The sequence below is a fragment of the Flexivirga sp. genome (assembly GCF_035551235.1).
Classification (GTDB): Bacteria; Actinomycetota; Actinomycetes; order Actinomycetales; family Dermatophilaceae; genus Flexivirga.
This window is the reverse complement of sequence record NZ_DASZNO010000030.1, coordinates 180,895-199,260: the sequence shown is the minus strand read 5'-3', so window position 1 is coordinate 199,260 and position 18,366 is coordinate 180,895. Positions and strand designations below refer to the sequence as shown.

17 protein-coding genes are annotated in these 18,366 nt (G+C 68.2%); 6 read left to right on the top strand and 11 right to left on the bottom strand.

Translation table 11 applies throughout. The annotated features are described in order from the left end of the window. Positions 1 to 143: 143 nt before the first annotated feature. Both VG502_RS11090 and VG502_RS11085 read left to right on the top strand, forming a co-directional pair. Positions 144 to 2,216 (top strand): hypothetical protein, encoded by a 2,073-nt coding sequence (locus VG502_RS11090; protein WP_325550109.1) that lies wholly within the window; start codon positions 144 to 146, stop codon positions 2,214 to 2,216. A 33-nt stretch (positions 2,217 to 2,249) separates the two neighbouring features. Beyond that, entirely contained in the window at positions 2,250 to 2,549 is a 300-nt protein-coding gene (locus tag VG502_RS11085; protein ID WP_325550108.1) for a hypothetical protein, read from the top strand. Positions 2,550 to 2,556: 7 nt separating this feature from the next. On the opposite strand, the gene VG502_RS11080 is transcribed toward VG502_RS11085, so the two are convergent. Next, entirely contained in the window at positions 2,557 to 2,802 is a 246-nt protein-coding gene (locus VG502_RS11080) for a hypothetical protein (protein WP_325550107.1), read from the bottom strand. 62 nt (positions 2,803 to 2,864) lie between these two features. After that, positions 2,865 to 5,030: an MMPL family transporter gene (locus VG502_RS11075; protein WP_325550106.1), complete on the bottom strand. Its 2,166-nt coding sequence runs from the start codon at positions 5,028 to 5,030 to the stop codon at positions 2,865 to 2,867. Between the two features lie 112 nt (positions 5,031 to 5,142). Between VG502_RS11075 and VG502_RS11070 the strand changes: the two genes are divergently transcribed. Continuing rightward, complete coding sequence (locus VG502_RS11070; RefSeq protein WP_325550105.1) at positions 5,143 to 5,802, top strand: winged helix-turn-helix transcriptional regulator; 660 nt, start codon at positions 5,143 to 5,145, stop codon at positions 5,800 to 5,802. Further along, the gene (locus VG502_RS11065) at positions 5,799 to 6,581 is read left to right on the top strand and encodes an SAM-dependent methyltransferase (protein WP_325550104.1); all 783 of its coding nucleotides are present in this window, start codon (positions 5,799 to 5,801) and stop codon (positions 6,579 to 6,581) included. The genes VG502_RS11070 and VG502_RS11065 overlap by 4 nt, the downstream gene beginning before the upstream one ends. Here VG502_RS11065 and VG502_RS11060 read toward each other — a convergent pair. Together VG502_RS11060 and VG502_RS11055 are read right to left on the bottom strand one after the other, a co-directional pair. Continuing rightward, positions 6,568 to 6,909, bottom strand: a complete 342-nt coding sequence (locus tag VG502_RS11060; protein ID WP_325550103.1) for an aminotransferase class III-fold pyridoxal phosphate-dependent enzyme — start codon at positions 6,907 to 6,909, stop codon at positions 6,568 to 6,570. The genes VG502_RS11065 and VG502_RS11060 overlap by 14 nt on opposite strands. A gap of 6 nt (positions 6,910 to 6,915) precedes the next feature. Beyond that, the gene (locus VG502_RS11055; protein WP_325550102.1) at positions 6,916 to 7,332 is read right to left on the bottom strand and encodes a hypothetical protein; all 417 of its coding nucleotides are present in this window, start codon (positions 7,330 to 7,332) and stop codon (positions 6,916 to 6,918) included. Between the two features lie 373 nt (positions 7,333 to 7,705). On the opposite strand from VG502_RS11055, the gene VG502_RS11050 reads away from it, so the two are divergent. Beyond that, positions 7,706 to 7,885, top strand: a complete 180-nt coding sequence (locus VG502_RS11050; protein ID WP_325550101.1) for a hypothetical protein — start codon at positions 7,706 to 7,708, stop codon at positions 7,883 to 7,885. Here the strand turns inward: VG502_RS11050 and rocD are convergent. From rocD to VG502_RS11015, 7 genes are all read right to left on the bottom strand, one after another. Beyond that, on the bottom strand, positions 7,872 to 9,131 hold the full coding sequence (rocD, locus tag VG502_RS11045) for an ornithine--oxo-acid transaminase (RefSeq protein ID WP_325550100.1): 1,260 nt from the start codon (positions 9,129 to 9,131) through the stop codon (positions 7,872 to 7,874). The two genes, VG502_RS11050 and rocD, sit on opposite strands and share 14 nt — an antisense overlap. Positions 9,132 to 9,145: 14 nt before the next feature. Next, the gene (locus VG502_RS11040; RefSeq protein ID WP_325550099.1) at positions 9,146 to 10,354 is read right to left on the bottom strand and encodes a M20 metallopeptidase family protein; all 1,209 of its coding nucleotides are present in this window, start codon (positions 10,352 to 10,354) and stop codon (positions 9,146 to 9,148) included. Beyond that, entirely contained in the window at positions 10,354 to 11,496 is a 1,143-nt protein-coding gene (locus VG502_RS11035; RefSeq protein ID WP_325550098.1) for an amidohydrolase family protein, read from the bottom strand. Before VG502_RS11035 ends, VG502_RS11040 begins: the two co-directional genes overlap by 1 nt. Then, positions 11,486 to 12,784, bottom strand: a complete 1,299-nt coding sequence (locus VG502_RS11030) for a glutamine synthetase family protein (RefSeq protein ID WP_325550097.1) — start codon at positions 12,782 to 12,784, stop codon at positions 11,486 to 11,488. Before VG502_RS11030 ends, VG502_RS11035 begins: the two co-directional genes overlap by 11 nt. A 5-nt stretch (positions 12,785 to 12,789) precedes the next feature. Further along, positions 12,790 to 14,028, bottom strand: coding sequence for an aspartate aminotransferase family protein (locus VG502_RS11025; protein WP_325550096.1), 1,239 nt, complete (start codon positions 14,026 to 14,028; stop codon positions 12,790 to 12,792). Further along, positions 14,025 to 15,518, bottom strand: a complete 1,494-nt coding sequence (locus tag VG502_RS11020; RefSeq protein ID WP_325550095.1) for an APC family permease — start codon at positions 15,516 to 15,518, stop codon at positions 14,025 to 14,027. Before VG502_RS11020 ends, VG502_RS11025 begins: the two co-directional genes overlap by 4 nt. A 99-nt stretch (positions 15,519 to 15,617) precedes the next feature. After that, positions 15,618 to 16,481 carry a MurR/RpiR family transcriptional regulator gene (locus tag VG502_RS11015; RefSeq protein ID WP_325550094.1) on the bottom strand — a complete coding sequence of 288 codons (864 nt, stop codon included), beginning with the start codon at positions 16,479 to 16,481 and terminating at the stop codon, positions 15,618 to 15,620. 462 nt (positions 16,482 to 16,943) lie between these two features. Here VG502_RS11015 and VG502_RS11010 point away from each other — a divergent pair, with 462 nt between their 5' ends. Beyond that, positions 16,944 to 18,350, top strand: a complete 1,407-nt coding sequence (locus tag VG502_RS11010; RefSeq protein WP_325550093.1) for a glycoside hydrolase family 3 N-terminal domain-containing protein — start codon at positions 16,944 to 16,946, stop codon at positions 18,348 to 18,350. Positions 18,351 to 18,366: the final 16 nt, after the last annotated feature.

Genomic DNA, 18,366 nt, shown 5'->3' with positions numbered 1-18,366 from the left:
GGTCTGATTCGAACCATGGTGGGTCTACTGTCCTGCCAGCCGCGGTACAACGCACCGCCTGACTGCGGCAACCATTCCAGGGGAGCTCAAGGGGAACCGTGATGACCACGCTCACACACCGCAGTATCGCCATCCTATGCAGCGTGAGTCTCGCTGCCGCGTTCACCGCCACCAGCTTCGACACCGCCCGCGGCGACGACACCGGCACCACCAGTGCGTCACCTTCGGTCGTCGAGGCACAGACCACGCAAACCGAGCAGGTCACCGACAACCACGACGGCACCTTCACCCTGACCGCCGCGCGCGAACCGGTCCGAGCACACACCATTACCGGGTGGCAACCACTGGACCTGACATTGCACCGCGATGCCGACGGGCGCATCACTCCCGCAGTGGCGGCCAACCCGGTCAGCTTCAACGGCGGTAGCAGCGGCCCGGCCGCGACATTCAGCACCGGTGACGCCACCGTCTCATTCACCCTTCCGACCACCCTGCCGGCGCCCACACTGGACGGACCCACTGCGGTCTACACCGACGTCTACCCCGACGTGGACCTGCAGTTGACCGCCACACCGACCGGGTTCACCGACACGCTCGTGATCCACACCGCGCAAGCCGCCACCAACCCCGCGGTCACCAACCCGCAGTGGACAGTCACCACCGCGGGCATCACCCTGGACGCTCACTCCGACGGCACCCTGTCCACGGTCAGCGGCGACCAGACCATCAGCACCGATCAACCCACCCTGTGGGACTCCAGCACCGCAGACTCCGGCCCGACCCCGACCGCAGCAGACATCGGCACCGGACAAGCCAGCAGCATCGCCACCACGATCGCCGACACTGCCTCGGCATCGAACGCCACTCAGAGATCTGGCACGACCGATTCGGCAACCACGTCACCATCCGGCGACCAGACAACGGTCATCCTCAACCCGACTCCGGCACAATTGACCGGACCCGATGTGCACTACCCGGTCTACATCGACCCCGGCATGAGCGCCACGAAACAGCACACGCTCACCGTGTCCTCCGGCGGGGTTCACGCGTACGACTCCAGCAGTCGCAACCTGCAAACCGGCTGGTGCAACTGGGATTACTGCGGGACTCTCGGCGTCGCACGGTCCTTCTTCTCCCTCAACACCACGGCTCTGACCGGCAAGCCCACCACCGCGAAGATCTTCTCCGCATCCGTCAGCGTTCAACAACTCGCATCTGGCGCATCCGCCGCCACACCCGTCGACCTGTGGTCCACCAACGGTTTCAGCTCCGCCACCACCTGGCCAGGCCCGACAAAGAAGACCAAGCTCGATACCGTGAGTTCCGCCGCCGGCTTTGGCACGAACGACCCCGAATGGCTGAAGTTCAGCGGCTCCGCAGTCACCAGCCTGTTCCAGTCCTCAGCCGACAGCGACACCACATCGACAACCTTCGGACTCATCGCCCCCAACGAAGGTGACGCCTTCGAGTGGAAGCAATTCGCGCGCGACCCTGTCGCCACGATCACCTACGGCTTCCCGCCCGCGACCCCCAGCAACCTGCACATCACGCCCGCCGTCACCTGCTCCGGGCACTACCCGTACGCAACGAGCACCACGCCGATCATGTACGCCACCACCACCTCCTACAACCCGTCCGCCACCACCGGCCTCGGCATGCGGTTCCAGCTCGACATCGGCACCAGTGGTGTCTTCAGCGCCTTCAAGGAAACCAAGACCCCGGTGGCCGGCAGCACCAGCACCAGCGCGCAAACCGTCCAGTGGAACAGCTACTCCGGCAACACCACGAATACCGCCGCGCTACCCAGCAACGAATCCCACGGCTACCACCTCAAAGCTCAAGCGGTCAGCAGCAAAGACGGCACCGTCAGCTCCCCCTGGTCCGCCACACTCTCGTTCGTCTATGACGCCTGGCCACCCAGCCAACCGACGTTCACCGTCAACACCGACGGGTCACTCAGCGTCCACACGACATCCGCCGCCGGCATCATGTGGTCCACCACCGAACAAGGCCTGCCCACCCTCGGATCAACCCGATGCTCCTACAACGCCGTGCTCAGCCACGACGCCAACGGCAACCCCACCAGCGGATACCTACCCGTCACCAACGACACCGCCACCGTGCCCGCCACCGTCGGCCTCAACCGCATCTACATCAAGGCATTCGACGACGCCCACAACCTCACCGCGGTCACCATCTTCGACCCCACGCCCTGACCCGCAGATCGACAATCTCTTCGGAGGCGGCTGATGGCCCAGCAAATCGAGATTCCGGTCGAGACTCTCCGGCGAGCCTGGAAGCTGCTGCTGTCCCATCTTGAGGCCGTCGAAGGACCGGTCGTGGCTCTCAATGAGGACCTGTTCTGGTCGATCCCAGCCGAACAGCGACACAATGTCTACGTCGAGCCGACGACCTTCACCGTGGGCGCGTTGAGCGAGTCATTACACAATGCTGACCACATCATCCAGGGATCCTCAGCGGTAAGCACATACGCCCTGGTGTGGTTGGCGGACCTCCTGCGAGCCACGGGAGAGTCCGTCGTCAAGTGACACCAATTCAGCTCTCAGACGCCGCACATCGCGCCCCTCGAGGAGACCTGGTGTCCGCGGTCACACACCAGCCCTGACCGACGAGCCCCGGCGACCGCTTGTGCAGGCCGCCGCCGTGGCCCATCAGCACCAGCGGGGTGCCGGCCGACGCGTCGGCAGGTGACCAGAGGACGCCGGGGACGTCCCCGATCAGGAAGTCGCGCTCGACCACGCCGTCGGAGGTGTGCTGTGCAGTGAACAGTGAGTTGTTCATCGGCCCCACCTCCTGCTGTCGTGTCACGAACCCTCGGAACGTAGCACCGGCACCGGCGCGGCTCATCCGATTTTCGACAGGCCGGCCGCCGGATCCGACTCAGCTGCAACGTCATTCACCGGGCTCTCGGCCACGCCGAGTCGAGCGTGAAGTCGGCGCAGCGTCGGCGGCGACCACCAGGCGGCCCGACCCAGGAGGCGCTGACACGCCGGCACCAGGACCGCCCGCACCAGGGTCGCGTCGATCAGCACTGCGACGCCGGCCCCGATGCCGAAGAGCTGTAGGAAACTGACCGTCGAGGTGCCGAACGCCAGGAAACTCACGGCGACCAGCACTGCCGCCGTGGTGACGATGCGGCCACTTCGGGTCAGCCCTTCGACGACCGCGGTGTGATTGTCGAAACCGCGGTCGTGCAGCTCCTTGATCCGGCTGAGGACGATCACCTCGTAGTCCATCGACAGGCCGAAGGCGATGCAGAAGAGCAGCATCAGCATGCTCGTGTCGAGTGGCAGCGGGGTGAAGTGCAGCATCCCGGCCAGGTGACCGTCCTGGAAGATCGAGACCAGCAGCCCTCCCGTGGCCGACAGGGTGAGCAGGTTGAGCAGCAGCGAGCGCACCGGCTGCAGGACACTCCCGGTGAACAGGAAGAGCACCACGAACGTGGTCAGCACGATCAGCAGCGCTGCCAACGGGATTCGGCTGCCGATGGCGTGCTTGCTGTCGATGAGCTGGGCGGTCTGTCCGCCGACATGGACAGCCGAGTCCTGCGGCCCCGGCCAGCTGCGGATGTCGCGCACCAGATCCTGCGCGGCGGCCGATCGTGGGTCGACGGACGGCACCACCTTCAGTCGCTGGCTGCCGGCACTGGCCAGCCTCGAGTCACGGAGTGGACTCTGCAGTCGGCCGTCCGCGTACGTGCCGAGGCTGGTCTGCACCTGAGCCACCCTCGGTAGCTCGGAAAGCGTTGTCGCATAACGCTGTAGGGCGGTGCCGGACACACGGCCTTCGGTGACCACGTCGATTCCGGAGGCCAGCTCGGCCGAGAAGTCCGAACGCAGCGCGTCACCGACGACCCGACTGGACGTGTCCGTCCGCAGCACGCGGTCGTCCGGGGTCCCGAACGAGACGTGCAGCAGCGGCGATGCCACGAGCAGCAGCAGGACGACAACCGGCAGCGCCACTCGCGCCGGACGACGCATCGCCAGGTCGGCGACGCGCCCCCAGAGCGGCGCCGCGGTCTGCGGCATACGGCGTTTCGCCCGGGGCCACCGACCGGCATTGACGCGCTCCCCCAGCACGGCGAGGAGAGCGGGCAGCACCAGGACGGCAGCGACGATCGAGATCAGGACGACACCGATCCCGGCATACGCGAAGGAACGCAGGAAGTAGAGCGGAAAGATCAGCAGCACGGCAAGTGCCGCCGCAACCGTGGCTCCGCTGAAGACGATCGTCCGGCCCGCGGTCGCCACCGCACGTATGACGGCCTCAGTCGGGTCCTTGCCACCAGCCAGCTCCTCCCGGTACCGGCTGACCATCAGCAGGGCGTAGTCGATGGCGAGCGACAGGCCGAGCGCCGTCGTCAGGTTGATCGCATAGACCGCGACCGGCGTCACCGACCCGAGGAGGAAGAGCTCCGCGAAGGTGCCGGTGATCGCGATCGCTCCGATCGCCAGCGGAAGCAGGGCGGCGATCAGGCTGCCGAAGGCAATCACCAGCAATACCAGGATGATCGGCACGGCGATGAGTTCCGCGGTGACCAGACTCTTGCCGACCTGTGCGGTCACATCGTGGTTCACGGCGGCACCCCCACCGACGGTCACGGTTGCGGCCGCGTCGGTCGCGGCGAGGGAGGCCAGCGTGTCCGCGCCGAGTTCGTCGGTGGTCCGCTCGGTGCCGATGACCAACGCATAGCGGCCGTCCGTCGATCGGAGCGCGGGGTCGTGCGAGCCCCAGTAGGAGACCACACCGGTCACGCCCGGTGTGGTGCTGAGCCGATGCGCGGCGGCCGTTCCCGCTGCGCGCACGCCGGCGTCGTCGATCGTGCCGGCGCGGGCGTGCACCAGCAGCACCACGTTGTCGGCGCCGCCGAAGCGATCGTCGAGCAGGTGCTGCGCAGTGGTCGAGTCGGCTGCCGGGTCCTGGAAGGCCCCGTTGGTCTGCACCTTGCCGAAGGCGCCGACGCCGAGGACGGCAGCGCCCAGTAGGGCCGCGACGGCCAGGAGCAGCACGAGCCTGGAACGGCGGACGATGAAGGTACCAAGGGTCCAGAGAATGTTCGTTATGATTTAGAAAATAAAGTGCTTACTTGATTTTGGCAACCATTTTGCTATGGTCGATCCTATGAAGAGCTACAACCAGTACTGCACGGTGGCCCGCGCCCTCGATGTCGTCGGCGACCGGTGGGTCCTGCTCATCGTTCGCGAGCTGCTCACCTTCGGGCCGAGCCGTTACTCCGACCTCAAACGCGGCCTGCCGGGCATCGCGACCAACCTGCTCGCCGAGCGCTTGAAGACCATGGAGTCCGATGGGCTGATCGAGCATCGGGTCGCCCCGGCGCCGGTCGGCTCCCCCGTCTACGAGCTGACCGATCGCGGCCGGGCACTCGACGACGTGCTGTCGGCGCTGACCCGCTGGGGGCTGCCGACGATGCCCTCAGGACCGTCCGCGAACGATGCCGTGCAGCCGCAGTGGACGGCGCTCTTCGCCGGCCTGACCCTGCACGAGGGACTCGCACCGGATCAGCGGATCACGCTCGGCATACGAACGGACGGCGGCGCGGTGCGTGTGGCTCTCGATCCCGACGGCTTTGCCATCGAGCGGGGTTTGGACGACGAGGTCGACGTGACGCTTGCCGGTCCGGACCAGCTGGTGGGCGGCGTGCTGGCCGGCCTGCTCACCGTCCGCGAGGCGAAGGACCTCGGTCTCGAAATCAATGGCGGGACAGCGCTTCTGGCGGACCTTGTCACGTCCGCTCGCACCAAGGTCGGTGACCGCGGATGACCTATGCGGAGACCGGCCTCGTCGGCACGATCGAAGACCTCGCGGCGCAGCGCATCGAAGCACTCAGCCAGGCACAGCTGGACGGTATCGACCAGTTCCACGCCGGCGGCGCCGAAGCGGTCGAGCGCCTGCTGCCGCTGCTCGAGCTGGGCCCGACCACCACGGTGCTCGACGTCGGATCCGGCCTCGGCGGCCCCGCACGCCAAGTCGCGCGTGCGACGGGCTCCCGCGTGGTCGGGGTGGACATCACCCCGTCGTATGTCGACACCGCAGCCGCGCTGACCCGGGCCGCCGGACTGGCCGACCGGGTCGAGTTCCGGTGCACCGACGTGTCGGACCTGGACCGGTCGGACTTCGACGCGGCATACACGATCCACGTGCAGATGAACGTCGCCGACAAGCACGGCTTCTTCACCGGCATTGCGGACCGACTGCGCCCGGGCGCCCGGCTGGCGGTCTTCGAGGTATGCCGCACGGGCGACGAGGACCCCGGGCTGCCGCTGCCCTGGAGCCTCGACGGGACCGACAGCTTCCTCACGACCCCCGGCGATCTCGTCGACGCCATCGAGAGCAGCGGCTTCGAGACCGTCGAGTGGGTCGACGAATCGGACTGGATCGCAAAGTGGTTCCAGGAGTTGGGCACACGTATGGCGGCGGCCGATACCACCGCCACACTGCCCGCCCTGCTCGAGGACGGCCCGACGCGGATGATCAACTTCGCGGTCGCCGTGAGCGCCGGCGTCCTCAGCGTTCAGCGCGGAGCGTTCACCCGCCGGTGACGACCGCAGTGATCGCATCGAGCAACCGGTCCAGGTCCTCCTCGTCGATGATGATCGGCGGCGCCAGCCGGACCGTCGATCCATGCGTCTCCTTCGCCAAAACCCCTCTGGCAGCGAGCTTCTCGCACAACTCACGCCCGGTCATCAACGCCGGATCGACGTCGACGCCCGCCCACAGACCGCGGGTGCGCACGGCGAGGACACCGCGGCCGATCAACGCGCGCAGGCCATCATCGAGCCGCGCCCCGAGACGAGCCGCACGTTGCTGGTACTCCCCCGTCGCGAGCAGGTATCGACACCCGGCACTCGTGCGGACTAATCCGCGCACGTTAAATCACACGCCGCGTTTCGCGATATCGGCCGCCTCCTCTATGACTCGCCGCGTGCGAGGAGACATTGCCTTCCATCCCGGGTCTTCCGAATACTCATCAATTAGTTGCGGCTCCCGCAAGACCCGCAGCGCTTTTATGACAACATCCTTCCAATTATCAAACGGGAAGAAATACGAGTTCGCGTCCGATCTGACAATTTCCTCGATCAACGAGCCGACAGAGTTTATGTGCATCATGCGCCCGATAGCGGCACGGGTCTGTGCGGTAATAATCTTATCGGCGTTGCCATGGGTTATTTCATCACCAACAAGTACGCGGTGAGACTCTGGTAGCGCCGATAGATTTATGGGACCACCGAACATGCATCCAAGACCGGGCTGCCCTGCGGAATACTTCACCATCCAAAGCGGGGAAACCATGACAGGAATTACTATCCCCCAGGCCACCTGGTATGGTCCGCCACCGTGTTTGCTGCCATCTATTCGAAGGACCGATTCGCCGCCGCCGTCACCGAATCTCCGGATAAAAGAGCCTCGACCATGAATCTTGTAATCGGATCCGGCAAGCTCACTCTTAACCGCTGACCGCAGCCTACTGAACAGACCGTCTTCGCCCATCAATTGATCTCTCTTCGGGTGTCGCCGAGGGCCAAATCGTACTTCTACTATCCGAGCGTATTCTCCTAACCACTATTGTCTGGCCCTCATATCACCGGGCGTGTACGGGTACTGTAGCCTCCGTTTCTTGTCGAGGTTGGTCCATCGGTTGACTTCGCCAGAAGCGTCGCGGGAGATGCTTTCCAGTCCCCGCCCTCCGCGGTTCCAGGAGCTGGGCACACGTATGGCGGCGGCCGACACCACCGCCACGCTGCCCGCGCTGCTCACCGACGGCGTGACGCGCGTGCTGAACTTCGCTGGAGCACTGAGCACGGGTGTTCTCAGCGTTCAGCGCGGGGTGTTCACCCGCCGGTGACGACTGCAGTGATCGCGTCGAGCAACCGGTCCAGGTCGTCCTCGTCGATGATGATCGGCGGCGCCAGCCGGACCGTGGAGCCGTGCGTCTCCTTCGCCAAAACCCCTCTGGCGGCAAGCTTCTCGCACAACTCGCGACCAGTCATCAGTGCCGGATCGACGTCGACGCCGGCCCACAGGCCGCGGGTGCGCACGGCGCAGACCCCGCGGCCGATCAACGCGCGCAGGCCATCATCGAGCCGCGCCCCGAGACGAGCAGCACGCTGCTGGTACTCCCCCGTCGCGAGCAGGTCGACCACCGCGTGACCGACCGCAGCGGCCAGCGGATTGCCGCCGAAGGTGGAACCATGATTGCCCGGATGTATGACGTCGAGCACGTCGTGGTTCGCGACGATCGCCGACACCGGGACGATGCCACCACCGAGTGCCTTGCCGAGGATGTAGATGTCGGGCACGACGTCCTCGAGGTCGCACGCGAACGTCGTGCCGGTGCGGCCCAAGCCGGACTGGATCTCGTCCGCTACGAACAGGACTCGCCGCTTCGTCGTCAACTCCCGAACGTCCCGCAGGAAGCCCTCCGGCGGCACGATGACACCGCCCTCACCCTGGATCGGCTCCATCAGCACGGCGGCCGTGTTGTCGTCGATCGCCGCCTCCAGGGCGGCGAGGTCGCCATACGGGACGGAGCGGAAGCCGGGAGTGAAGGGGCCGAACCCGTCGCGGGCATCCGGGTCGTCCGAGAACCCGACGATCGTGGTGGTCCGTCCGTGGAAATTCCCTTGTGCGACAACGATATTCGCCTGATCGGCAGGCACGCCCTTGACGTCATACGCCCACTTGCGGGACACCTTGATCGCGGTCTCGACGGCCTCGGCGCCGGTGTTCATCGGCAGCACCAAGTCCTTGCCGGCCAACGCAGCGAGCGCCGCGCAGAACGGGCCGAGCTCGGCGTTGTGGAACGCCCTGCTGGTCAGCGTCACGCGGTCCAGTTGTGCGTGCGCGGCCGCCAGCAGCTTCGGGTGGCCGTGCCCGAAATTCAGGGCGGAGTAGCCGGCCAGGCAGTCCAGGTAACGGTTCCCGTCCAGGTCGGTCACCCACGCACCGGACGCCTCGGCGACCACGACCGGCAGCGGGTGGTAGTTGTGCGCGACGTAGGTCTCGTCGACCTCGATCGCGGCGGTGTTCTTCCGGTTGGGCGCGTCCGATGCAGCGGTCGCCTCGCGCTCGGTCTGCGAATGTGTCGACATGGTGGTCCTTTCCATCAACTGAAGTTGGTCTGTGTGCCCGGTGGGACGAGCTCGACGTCGCGCGGTCGCTCGGTCAGCAGGTCGACGGCGCCCAGGTATGCCGCGAGCATCGCGCGTGCCACTCGATCGACATCCGCGTCGCTCGGCAGGAACGCGTCGCCGTGCAACGGCCGGTCGGTCTCGCACCCGACGAAGGTCATCACCGACGGGACGCTCTCGCTGAAGTAGGAGAAGTCGTCGGCGCCGAGGGTGCGCAACGTGTCGCAGACCTCCAGCCCGTCGGCGGCGAGCCGGGCGGCGGTGCTTCTGGTGAGCGCCGCGTCGTTCGTCAGCACGGGTTCGCCGTCGGTGAAGGTCACCTGCGCCGTGCACCCGTGCGCGGATGCGACGGCGGTCGCCACCTCGACCACCCGCTCGTGCAGGACCCGACGGGTGTGCGTCGACAGTGCCCGCAACGATCCCAGCGCACGCGCCGTGCCGGGTACGACGTTCGCCGCGCTGCCGGCCTGGATCGACGACACACCGACCACAGCCGGGGTCATCGGATCGACCGACCGGCTGACCACGCTCTGCAGGGCGACCACCACCTGGGCCAGCGCGAGCACGGGATCGGCGGTGAGGTGCGGGTATGCCGCATGCCCGGTCTCGCCCTCCACGCGCACCTCGAACTCGTCGGACGACGCGTTGACACCGCCCTCGACGCAGGCGACGACGCCGGGTGCGAGGGCGGGTTGCAGGTGGGCCGCGACAGCCGCGGCAACCTCCTCGTCGGCCAGCCGACCGCTGCGCACGATGTCCAGCGCGCCGGAGGGATACGACTCCTCTCGGGGCTGCAGGGCCAGGAGCAGCGGGACCGGCGCCGCCATACGGTGCAGTGCCCGGCTGACCGCGACCGCAGCGGCCACGTGCACGTCGTGCCCGCAGGCGTGCATCACCCCGGGCCGGGTGCTCGCCCAGTCGACACCGGTCGCTTCGTGGACGGGCAGCGCATCCATCTCGGCGCGCAGCAGCACAGCGGGTCCCGGCCCGCCGATCCGCACCGTCGCACCGGTGTCTGCCACCGGGATCGAGCGCAACTCGGCCGGCAGCGCGTCCAGGACCGTCGCGAGGGTCGCCGACTCCTGCCCGGACAAGTCGGGCTGCGCGTGCAACCGCCGGCGCAGCCGCCGGGCGGCAGGAAGCTCATCGTGCAGGGCAGCGTGAATTCGCTTGGCATCACACATTATTGACGCACCCCATAAACACGCTGCGCGTTCTCCCGTCCGACCATCCAAGCCACTCTCATCGCATCATCCGCCGCCCACTCGCCCCTGTCGACGAAACCGCCGAGAACGGTCTCCATGCCCTGTCGCCAGAGGGTCGCGCCGAGGTAGTGCAGTTCGGGCGGGCCCCACGCGTCGGAGGAGTAGAGGATCTTCGCGAATGGCGCGAGCTCCAGGCTCTCGGCGATCACCTGCGCCGATCGTGCGCCGGTGTAATTGATGGCCAGGCCGACGTCGAAGTAGACGTGCGGGAAGACCTGTGCGAGGTAGCCGGCGTTGCGGTGGAAGGGGTAGCAGTGCAGCAGCAGCACGTCCATCCCGGTGGGCTCGACGGCCTTCAGCCAGCGGGTCAGCAGCAGCGGGTCGCACCGGTGCAGCTCCACGTCGGGGTCGCCATACCCCGCATGCAGCTGGAGGGGCAGCCCGGTCTCGGTCGCCTCCCAGAGCAGCATCCGCAGCAGCACCGGATCGGCGACCCGGGCGTCGCCCGCCTCGCACTCGCGCAGCCAGCGACCCGCGGCATCGGTGACCTCCTGGTCGCTCGGCGGCGTCGGGTCGAAGTCGAACCCGTAGCGGTAGGCGACGATGCTCTTGAGACCGACGGCCGTGGCGGTGCGTCGGGCGAGCTCCTCGCAGAAGTCGGCCCGTAGGCCGGCCGCGGTGCTCGTCGGCGCGACAGACTCCAGCACCGACTCGAGGCGGACGACCTCCGACACGGGGCTGCTCAGCAGGCCGGTCAGCTCGTCATTCGTCAGGATCTCGTCACCGCGGTAGCCGGTCTCCATCAGCCAGTGCGCGACTCCGCTTGACCCCAGGAACCGACTGGTCAGCTCGTCCGCGGTGAACGCTTCGCGCGCCGACCAGTAGCTGTCGGCTTCGACGTTCGGGGCGAGCCCGAGCACCGGCGCGCAGTGCCGCCGGATCGCGAAACCGACCTGTGAGTCGAACTGCGTCATCCACGCCGGGACCGGCCGGTCGGACTCGGTGATCAGCGACTCGAACTGGTCGCGCCGGCAGGCACCCCGCAGCGAGCCGTGCACGTGGTGATCGACGAGGCCGATGCCCGCGATCGCGTCGTGCAGGTCGTGCAGCTCAATAGACATCGGCGACCTTCCGGCACAGCTCGGCGTCGTCCAGGCCGTCGACCAGCGCCAGCTCGGTGCGCTTCACCGCCAGGTGCGTGCGCAGCAGATCCGGCGCGAACCACCCGGACGCGACGTCGTCCTTCTCCAGGGTGTCCAGCGCGGTGGCCAGGTCGGAGGGCAGCGCGGGCACCGCGGCCAGCTGCTCCTCGGTGGCGTCCTCCGGCCAGACCTCCGGCTGCTCACCGTCCTGGGTGAGGCCGTCGAGGCCGGCGCGGACCAGAGCACCGAGCGTGAGCCACGGGTTCGCCGCCGCGTCGGCCGCGCGGTATTCGAGGTTCAGCTGGTGCGCCGGATCGGCACCGCCGATGGTGGAGGTCGGGCAGATCCGGACCAGCGCCTCACGGTTGCGCTCGGCGAGGAAGGCGCCGCCGGCGCTCCAACGGTGCGGGGTCAACCGCAGGAACGACACCGGGCTCGGCGCGGTGATCGCGGTGAGGGCACCGGCATGGGCGAGCAGCCCGCGGGCGAACCGCGCTCCGACCGAGGACAGCCGCCCGGGCGCGGCCGGGTCGAGCAGCACCGGCAGCCCGGTCCGGATGTCCTTGAACGACAGGTGCACGTGCACCCCGTTGCCGCTGCCGTCCGGGTCGACCAACGGCGCGAAGGTCGCCCGGCGGCCGTTGCGGCGGGCGGTCTCGCGCACCAGTTCCTTCAGCAGCACCGCCCGGTCCGCGGCGATCAGCGCATTGGTCGGGCTCACGGTGATCTCGAACTGGTCCTCGCCATACTCCGGCAGCCAGGTCTCCGGCTCCAGGCCCGCGCGGTCGAGCAGGTCGATCAGCTGCGAGCCGAACGGCTCCGCACTGCGGAAGCGTTCGAAGGAGAACGGCGCGGTGCGTGGCAGCCCCTCGAGCATGAACTCGTGCTCGAACGAAGCGATGACCTCCAGGCCCGCCTGCTCCCGCAGGTCGGCGAGCGCCTGGCGGGCGAACGAGCGCGGATCGCAATCCCACGGCGTGCCGTCCAGCTGGACCTGGTCGGCCAGGTAGATGTGCACGCCGGGTATCTCCGCGGTGGCCGGGATCTCCACCCGGGTCGTCGGGTCCGGCAGCAGCCGCAGGTCGCCGACCGAGCCGAACGGGTTGTCCTCGGCGATGTCACCGAAGGCGGTGAGGGCGAGGTCGGCCGGCACCCAGCCGACGCCCTTGCGCAGCACCGGGTCGTGCTCGGAGCCGGGCACTGCACGCCCGCGTGTCAGCCCGGCGAGGTCGCAGGTCGCGACGAAAACCGTGGAAGCTCTGGACATTGGGTTCACCAACCTCGATAAGCGGTGACGACCTCATCGTGCACCAGTCCGTCGGCGACGTCGGCGAGTGCCGCGTCGAGTATGTCGATGCCCCGGGCCAGGTCCTGGGCGGAGATGACCAGTGGGGGCGTCAGTTCGAGCACGTTGGAGCCGGTGCCGACGTAGTAGACGACGGCACCGAGCTCGTGGGCGCGGTGGACGACCTTCGCCGCCGTGATCGCGCTGTCGAGTTCGATGCCGGCGCACAGCCCGCGCGACCGGGTGTCGCTCACGGACTCATGGCGGTCGGACAACTCGGCGAGATGATCGGACAGCACGTGGCCGAGCACGGCCGACCGCTCGACCAGACCCTCGGCCGCCAGCGTGTGGAGTACGGCGCGGCCGGCGGCGGCGCAGACCGGGTTGCCCGCGGTGGTCAACAGCGAGGATCCCTCGGCGGCGTCCATGATCTCGGCGCGGCCGACCGCCGCCGACAGCGGCAGTCCCCCACCGAGCGCCTTGCCGAACGTCACGACGTCGGGCACGACACCCTCGGCCTCGAAGGCGTGCAGCCAGCCGGTGCGGCCGAGGCCGACCTTGACCTCGTCGACCAGCAGCCACGCACCGTGCTCGTGGGTCAGGTCGGCGAGCCGGCGCAACTGCCCGTCAGGAGGTATGACGAGACCGCCGTCGCTGAGGATCGGCTCGACCAGCACCGCGGCGACGTCGCCCTTGCCGAGCTCGGCCTCGGCCGCGTCCAGCGACAGGTAGGGGATCATCGTCAGGTCTGCTGCGGGCGCCGTCCCGCCGTCGATCCAGACACCGGAAACTTCCTGCGCCGGGCCGAGGCCGCCGTGGTAGGAACCGTCGAACGCGAGGATCCGGGTCCGGTCGGTCGCGGCCCGAATGCTGCGCAGCGCAGCGGCATTCGCGTCCGAACCGCTGTGCCCGAGGTAGACCCGGGCATCCGGGATCTGTGGCAGGAGTGCGACGAGTTCCTCCGCGAGAGCGACCGCCTCCGGGTTGGTGCCGGACAGCAGGCTCGCGCCGGGCATGGTGCGCACCGCACCGGCAACGGCCGCGGCGACAGCGGAGTGTCCGTATCCGACGGCGGCCGCACCCCAGGCACCGGAGAGGTCGATGAGCTCGCGCCCGTCGGCCTCGCGCAGCCGGGCACCGCATCCGGCGACCGGCGCGAGCGGGAAGAAGCGAAGCCGCTGCGCCGCCGCGATGACCCGGCCGTCGCGTTCGTAGAGTCCCGTCACGAACCCTGCACCTTCGCCGCGGCGTCCGCTTCGGCTGAGCCCTGCGAGGAAGCCTCGACGTCGGAGTCGGAGCCGGCGAGCTCGCCGGTCAGCCGGGCTCCGATCTGGGCCGCGAGCCGCGGAGCGCACAGGATGACCAGCACGCCGATGACGCACCAGGCGCCGGCGATCCAGGGGAAGTAGGTGTATGGCGCGGTCTGCCCGGTCGACTGCTTGTAGAAGACGAAGGCGAGGTAGGCGATCCCGGCGGTCGGGATGATCGTCTCCCAGCGCGGGATGTTGCCCCGGCCGGAGAAGGTGAACTTGATGACGCCGGCGGCGGCCACGGCATACGCGACGAGCACGCACAGCACACCGAGCGTCGCGAACCAGTAGTAGCTGTCGAAGGCGCCGGCTCCGCCCGCCCAGAGGGCGACGTCGGCGACGGTGGTGACCGCGACGACGGAGAACAGCGCGGTCCGTGGGGCGCCGGTGTCGGGGTCGACCTTCGCCATGGCCTTGGGCCCGAAGCCGTCGCGAGCCAGGGCGAAGACCATCCGACTGGCCGCCGCCGAGGAGGACAGCGAGCTGGCGAAGGCGGAGGCGACCGCGGTGAACGCGACGATGAGCGAGAACCAGGTGCCGACATACCGCTGCGACAGCGTCGACATCGGTGACTCGGCACCGGCGAACGCGGCGATGCCCTTGGTGTCGGTGCCGAAGCCGATGGTCTGGGTGAACATCAGCAGCACGTAGAGGATTCCGGTGAGTATGACGCTGCCGACCAGGGCACGCGGGATGTTGCGTCGCGGGTTGTCGGTCTCCTCACCGAGGGAGGCGCAGGCCTCGAAGCCGGCCCAGGAGAGGAACGCGAAGACCGTCGCGGTCATGACGGCGCTCATCGTGGTGCCGCCCGGTGTGAAGGTCGACAGGTCGATCGACGGGGCTCCGCCCGAGGCGGTGTGGTGCCCGATACCGAGCCCGGCACCGCCGACGACGACGGCGGCCAGCACCAGCATGGCGATGATCCCGATGCCTTCGATGAGCAGCAGGGTCCGCGCGGTGAAGCGGGTGTCGCGCACGTTCAGGACCGCGCAACCGACCGCCGCCAGCAGGGCGTAGGCGATCCAGGCGCCGGTGTGGTGGATGCCCAACTCGTTGAGGAACGCGTTCGCGAAGACCGCGGTCGCGGCCTGCGTGCAGACCAGGAAGAACAGGTAGGTGCCCAACAGGGCGAAGCCGCCGAAGAACCCGGCACGGGGCCCGATCGTCGCGCCGGCGAGCGCATAGACCGAGCCCGCGTGGTTGAAGTGCTGGGTGAGCCGCCAGAACCCGTAGCCGACCAGGCCGACCCCGGCGAGACCGAGCAGGAAGACGAGCGGGACGGCCTTGCCCGCGGTGGCGGCGACGCCGGGACCGTTGAGGCCCATCGCGAGCGTCGGGCCCATCAGGCCGACGGACAGGGCGAGCGCCTCCCAGAGACGCAACTTGCGGGGAGTCCGTGCGGCCATCTGCTGCTCCTACGTCGGTGACCACGCAGTTCGCGTGGCGACTGACGTACATGAAATATCCATTTCAGCTGCCGCGTCAATAGGTAGACGTGAAATAGATCACTCGATGGTGGTGCCGCGTGCGAGCTCGTCGACCCGACGCATGCGCTCCGCGGCGCTCGGTCCGAGACGCTCGAGCAGGCCGGCCACCAGCATCTCCACCAGGGCGGTCGCCGGCACCTGACTGTCGAACGGGCTCGGCCCCTCGACCTGGACGCTCAGCACCACGTCGGCGACCTCGGCCACCGGCGAGAGCCAGGGATCGGTGATCAGCACGATCCGCGCACCCTGCTCGTGAGCCCGGGTCGACAGCTCGACCGCATCGCGTTGATAGCGGCGAACATCGAAGAGCACCAACGTGTTTCGCCGCCCGAGGTCCAACAGCGGGGCGGCGCGAAGGATGTCGGCATACGTCGTGGCGCTCGTCCCGGGCCGCAACTGCCGCAGGTGCAGGTCGAAGTACGTCGCCAGCACGTGGGAGTAGCGGCCGCCGACACAGGTGATGCGCGAGCGGACGTCGGCCAGCAGGTCGAGAGCCCGCCGGATTTCGCTGTCGGGCACGGCGGTGAGCGACTCCTCGACCGCGCTACTGAGGACGCGAGCGGAGACGGCGCCCAGGTCGTCACCGGACGCTCGTTGCGGGAGCGTCAGCGGCGAGGCCGTGCGCGCACCCTGCACCTCGTCGCGCAGCGCGTCCTGGAAACCGCGATAGCCGTCGAAGCCGAGCCGGGCCACGAAACGTACGACGGTCGGGGCACTCGCGCCGGCGAGTTCGGCCAGTCGCTGGGCGGTGCCGAGCCCGGCGGCCGGGTAGCCGGCCAGCAGGGCGCGCCCCACCTTGCGCTCCGCGGCGGGCAGATCGCCCATCCGGGTCTTGACCAGCTCGGCGACGCTGGCCTGCGGCGCATCATCTGTCAGCGTCATGGGATCCTCCGGCTCGGCGATGTGGTCACGCTAGTACTGCGCCTCGCCGGCCGCTGACAGCAGTCGGACAGGATCCTCCGGGGACGCCGGCGGGAGGTTCAGGAGGCCAGGCGGTGATCGGCCTCACCGGCGCAACCCGACGCGTAGGCCGGCTCCGGCGCCTTGTGCGGTTGGTTGGCCGGCAGGCCGCCGACCGGATTGACCCCGCATTCGTGATCATCGGGATCGCGGGTTATCTCATGACAACGCGGACAGTTGTGCGTGATGTCATCCACTTCGGGTCACCCCTTGTTGAGCAGCGAACTTTCGCCTACTGCGACGGTATTGATCGACGAGCCGTTCCCGGCGCCGACACGCCCTGAAGCCGCGATCCGGCGACCGGACCGCCTTGTTGCACGTGTTCCTTGACAACCGACCAGCTCCTATGGGCGTCTAGTAAGTGGACACGCTTGGAGGGGTCTCATGATGAATATTTTCAGGGGGCGACCGCTGGTGCTCGGCACGACGTTCGCCATTGCAACAGCGGGTATGTCGATCGCGGCCGCCGCGCCGTCACACGCGGCTGCTCCGGCCGCGGCGACGCTGGCGAGTTGTCCGTCATACCCGGTCATCTATTACGGCATGACCGGCAGCTGTGTGAAACTCGCGCAGCAGCTGCTGATCAAGCACGGCTATTCGGTGGGTTCGTCCGGTGCCGACGGCATCTTCGGCTCCGCGACCCGGTCCGCGGTCGAGCGGTTCCAGTCCGCGCGGCTGCTGAACTCCACCGGCGTCGTCGACGACCTGACCTGGAAGGCGCTGCTCCGCTTCGGCGCGGCCGGCTCGGCCTGCGTCACCGAGACCTACAACGAGATGACCGTGCCGCAGCGGCTCGGCCAGCTGATCATGGTCGGTATGACGAGCGGCAACCAGTCGACCGTCCACGGACTCATCGCCAACTATCACGTCGGCAACATCGTCTATCTCGGCGGCTGGAGCGGTGACGGCACGGTCGGCCGGACCTCGGACGGGCTGCAGCGTCGTACGTCGAACTCCGCGACCGACGGCGTCGCGATGCTGATCGGCGCCGACCAGGAGGGCGGCTACGTGCAGCAGCTCACCGGGACGGGGTTCACCAGGCTGCCGACGGCGCTCACCCAGGGGACCTGGTCGTCATCCCAGCAGTACAGCACCGCGGCCACGGTCGGGCAGCAACTGCGCAATGTCGGCGTGGGGGCCAACCTCGCCCCGGTGACGGACACGGTGCCGCAGTCACTGGGCACCCGCAACGGGCCGATCGGTCACTACTACCGCGAATACGGTTACACCCCAAGCGTTGTCACGCGCGCGGTGACCAACGTGGTGCACGGGCTGAACTCCCGCCGCGAGGTCGCGACGCTCAAGCACTTCCCGGGCATCGGCCGGATCCTCAACAACACCGACACCTCGAGCACCGGCATCACCGACAACACGATGACGTCCACCGATCCCTACCTGTCGCCGTTCCAGGCGGGAGTCAACGCGGGCGCCGGCATGGTGATGGTCGGGCTCGCCTGGTATCCGAAGATCGACTCCGTCAACCAGGCGCCGTTCTCGTTTCGGATCATCACGACGATCCTGCGACACAACCTCGGCTTCAAGGGGGTCGTGGTCAGCGACTCGATGAGTGCCGTTGCGGTGCAACGGGTTCCGGTCGGCGACCGGGCCGTCCGGTTCATCTCGGCCGGCGGTGACATGGTGCTCACCGGGTCGACGAGCGAGGTGCCGACCATGCTGAGCGCGATCGGGGCACGCGTCCGCACGAGCTCGACCTTCGCATGGCAGGTGAACTACGCGATCCACCGGATCCTTGCGCTGAAGGCGGCGCACGGGTTGCTCTTCTGCCGGTGAGTACGGCCGCGGGAGG

Excerpts from the sequence above, each read along its gene's own strand:
- VG502_RS11085 (WP_325550108.1), top strand. The coding sequence starts at position 2,250 with ATGGCCCAGCAAATCGAGATTCCGGTCGAGACTCTCCGGCGAGCCTGG.
- VG502_RS11080 (WP_325550107.1), bottom strand. The coding sequence starts at position 2,802 with ATGAACAACTCACTGTTCACTGCACAGCACACCTCCGACGGCGTGGTC.
- VG502_RS11070 (WP_325550105.1), top strand. The coding sequence starts at position 5,143 with ATGAAGAGCTACAACCAGTACTGCACGGTGGCCCGCGCCCTCGATGTC.
- VG502_RS11065 (WP_325550104.1), top strand. The coding sequence starts at position 5,799 with ATGACCTATGCGGAGACCGGCCTCGTCGGCACGATCGAAGACCTCGCG.
- VG502_RS11055 (WP_325550102.1), bottom strand. The coding sequence starts at position 7,332 with ATGGTTTCCCCGCTTTGGATGGTGAAGTATTCCGCAGGGCAGCCCGGT.
- VG502_RS11050 (WP_325550101.1), top strand. The coding sequence starts at position 7,706 with ATGCTTTCCAGTCCCCGCCCTCCGCGGTTCCAGGAGCTGGGCACACGT.
- rocD (WP_325550100.1), bottom strand. The coding sequence starts at position 9,131 with ATGTCGACACATTCGCAGACCGAGCGCGAGGCGACCGCTGCATCGGAC.
- VG502_RS11040 (WP_325550099.1), bottom strand. The coding sequence starts at position 10,354 with ATGTGTGATGCCAAGCGAATTCACGCTGCCCTGCACGATGAGCTTCCT.
- VG502_RS11035 (WP_325550098.1), bottom strand. The coding sequence starts at position 11,496 with ATGTCTATTGAGCTGCACGACCTGCACGACGCGATCGCGGGCATCGGC.
- VG502_RS11030 (WP_325550097.1), bottom strand. The coding sequence starts at position 12,784 with ATGTCCAGAGCTTCCACGGTTTTCGTCGCGACCTGCGACCTCGCCGGG.
- VG502_RS11020 (WP_325550095.1), bottom strand. The coding sequence starts at position 15,518 with ATGGCCGCACGGACTCCCCGCAAGTTGCGTCTCTGGGAGGCGCTCGCC.
- VG502_RS11015 (WP_325550094.1), bottom strand. The coding sequence starts at position 16,481 with ATGACGCTGACAGATGATGCGCCGCAGGCCAGCGTCGCCGAGCTGGTC.
- VG502_RS11010 (WP_325550093.1), top strand. The coding sequence starts at position 16,944 with ATGATGAATATTTTCAGGGGGCGACCGCTGGTGCTCGGCACGACGTTC.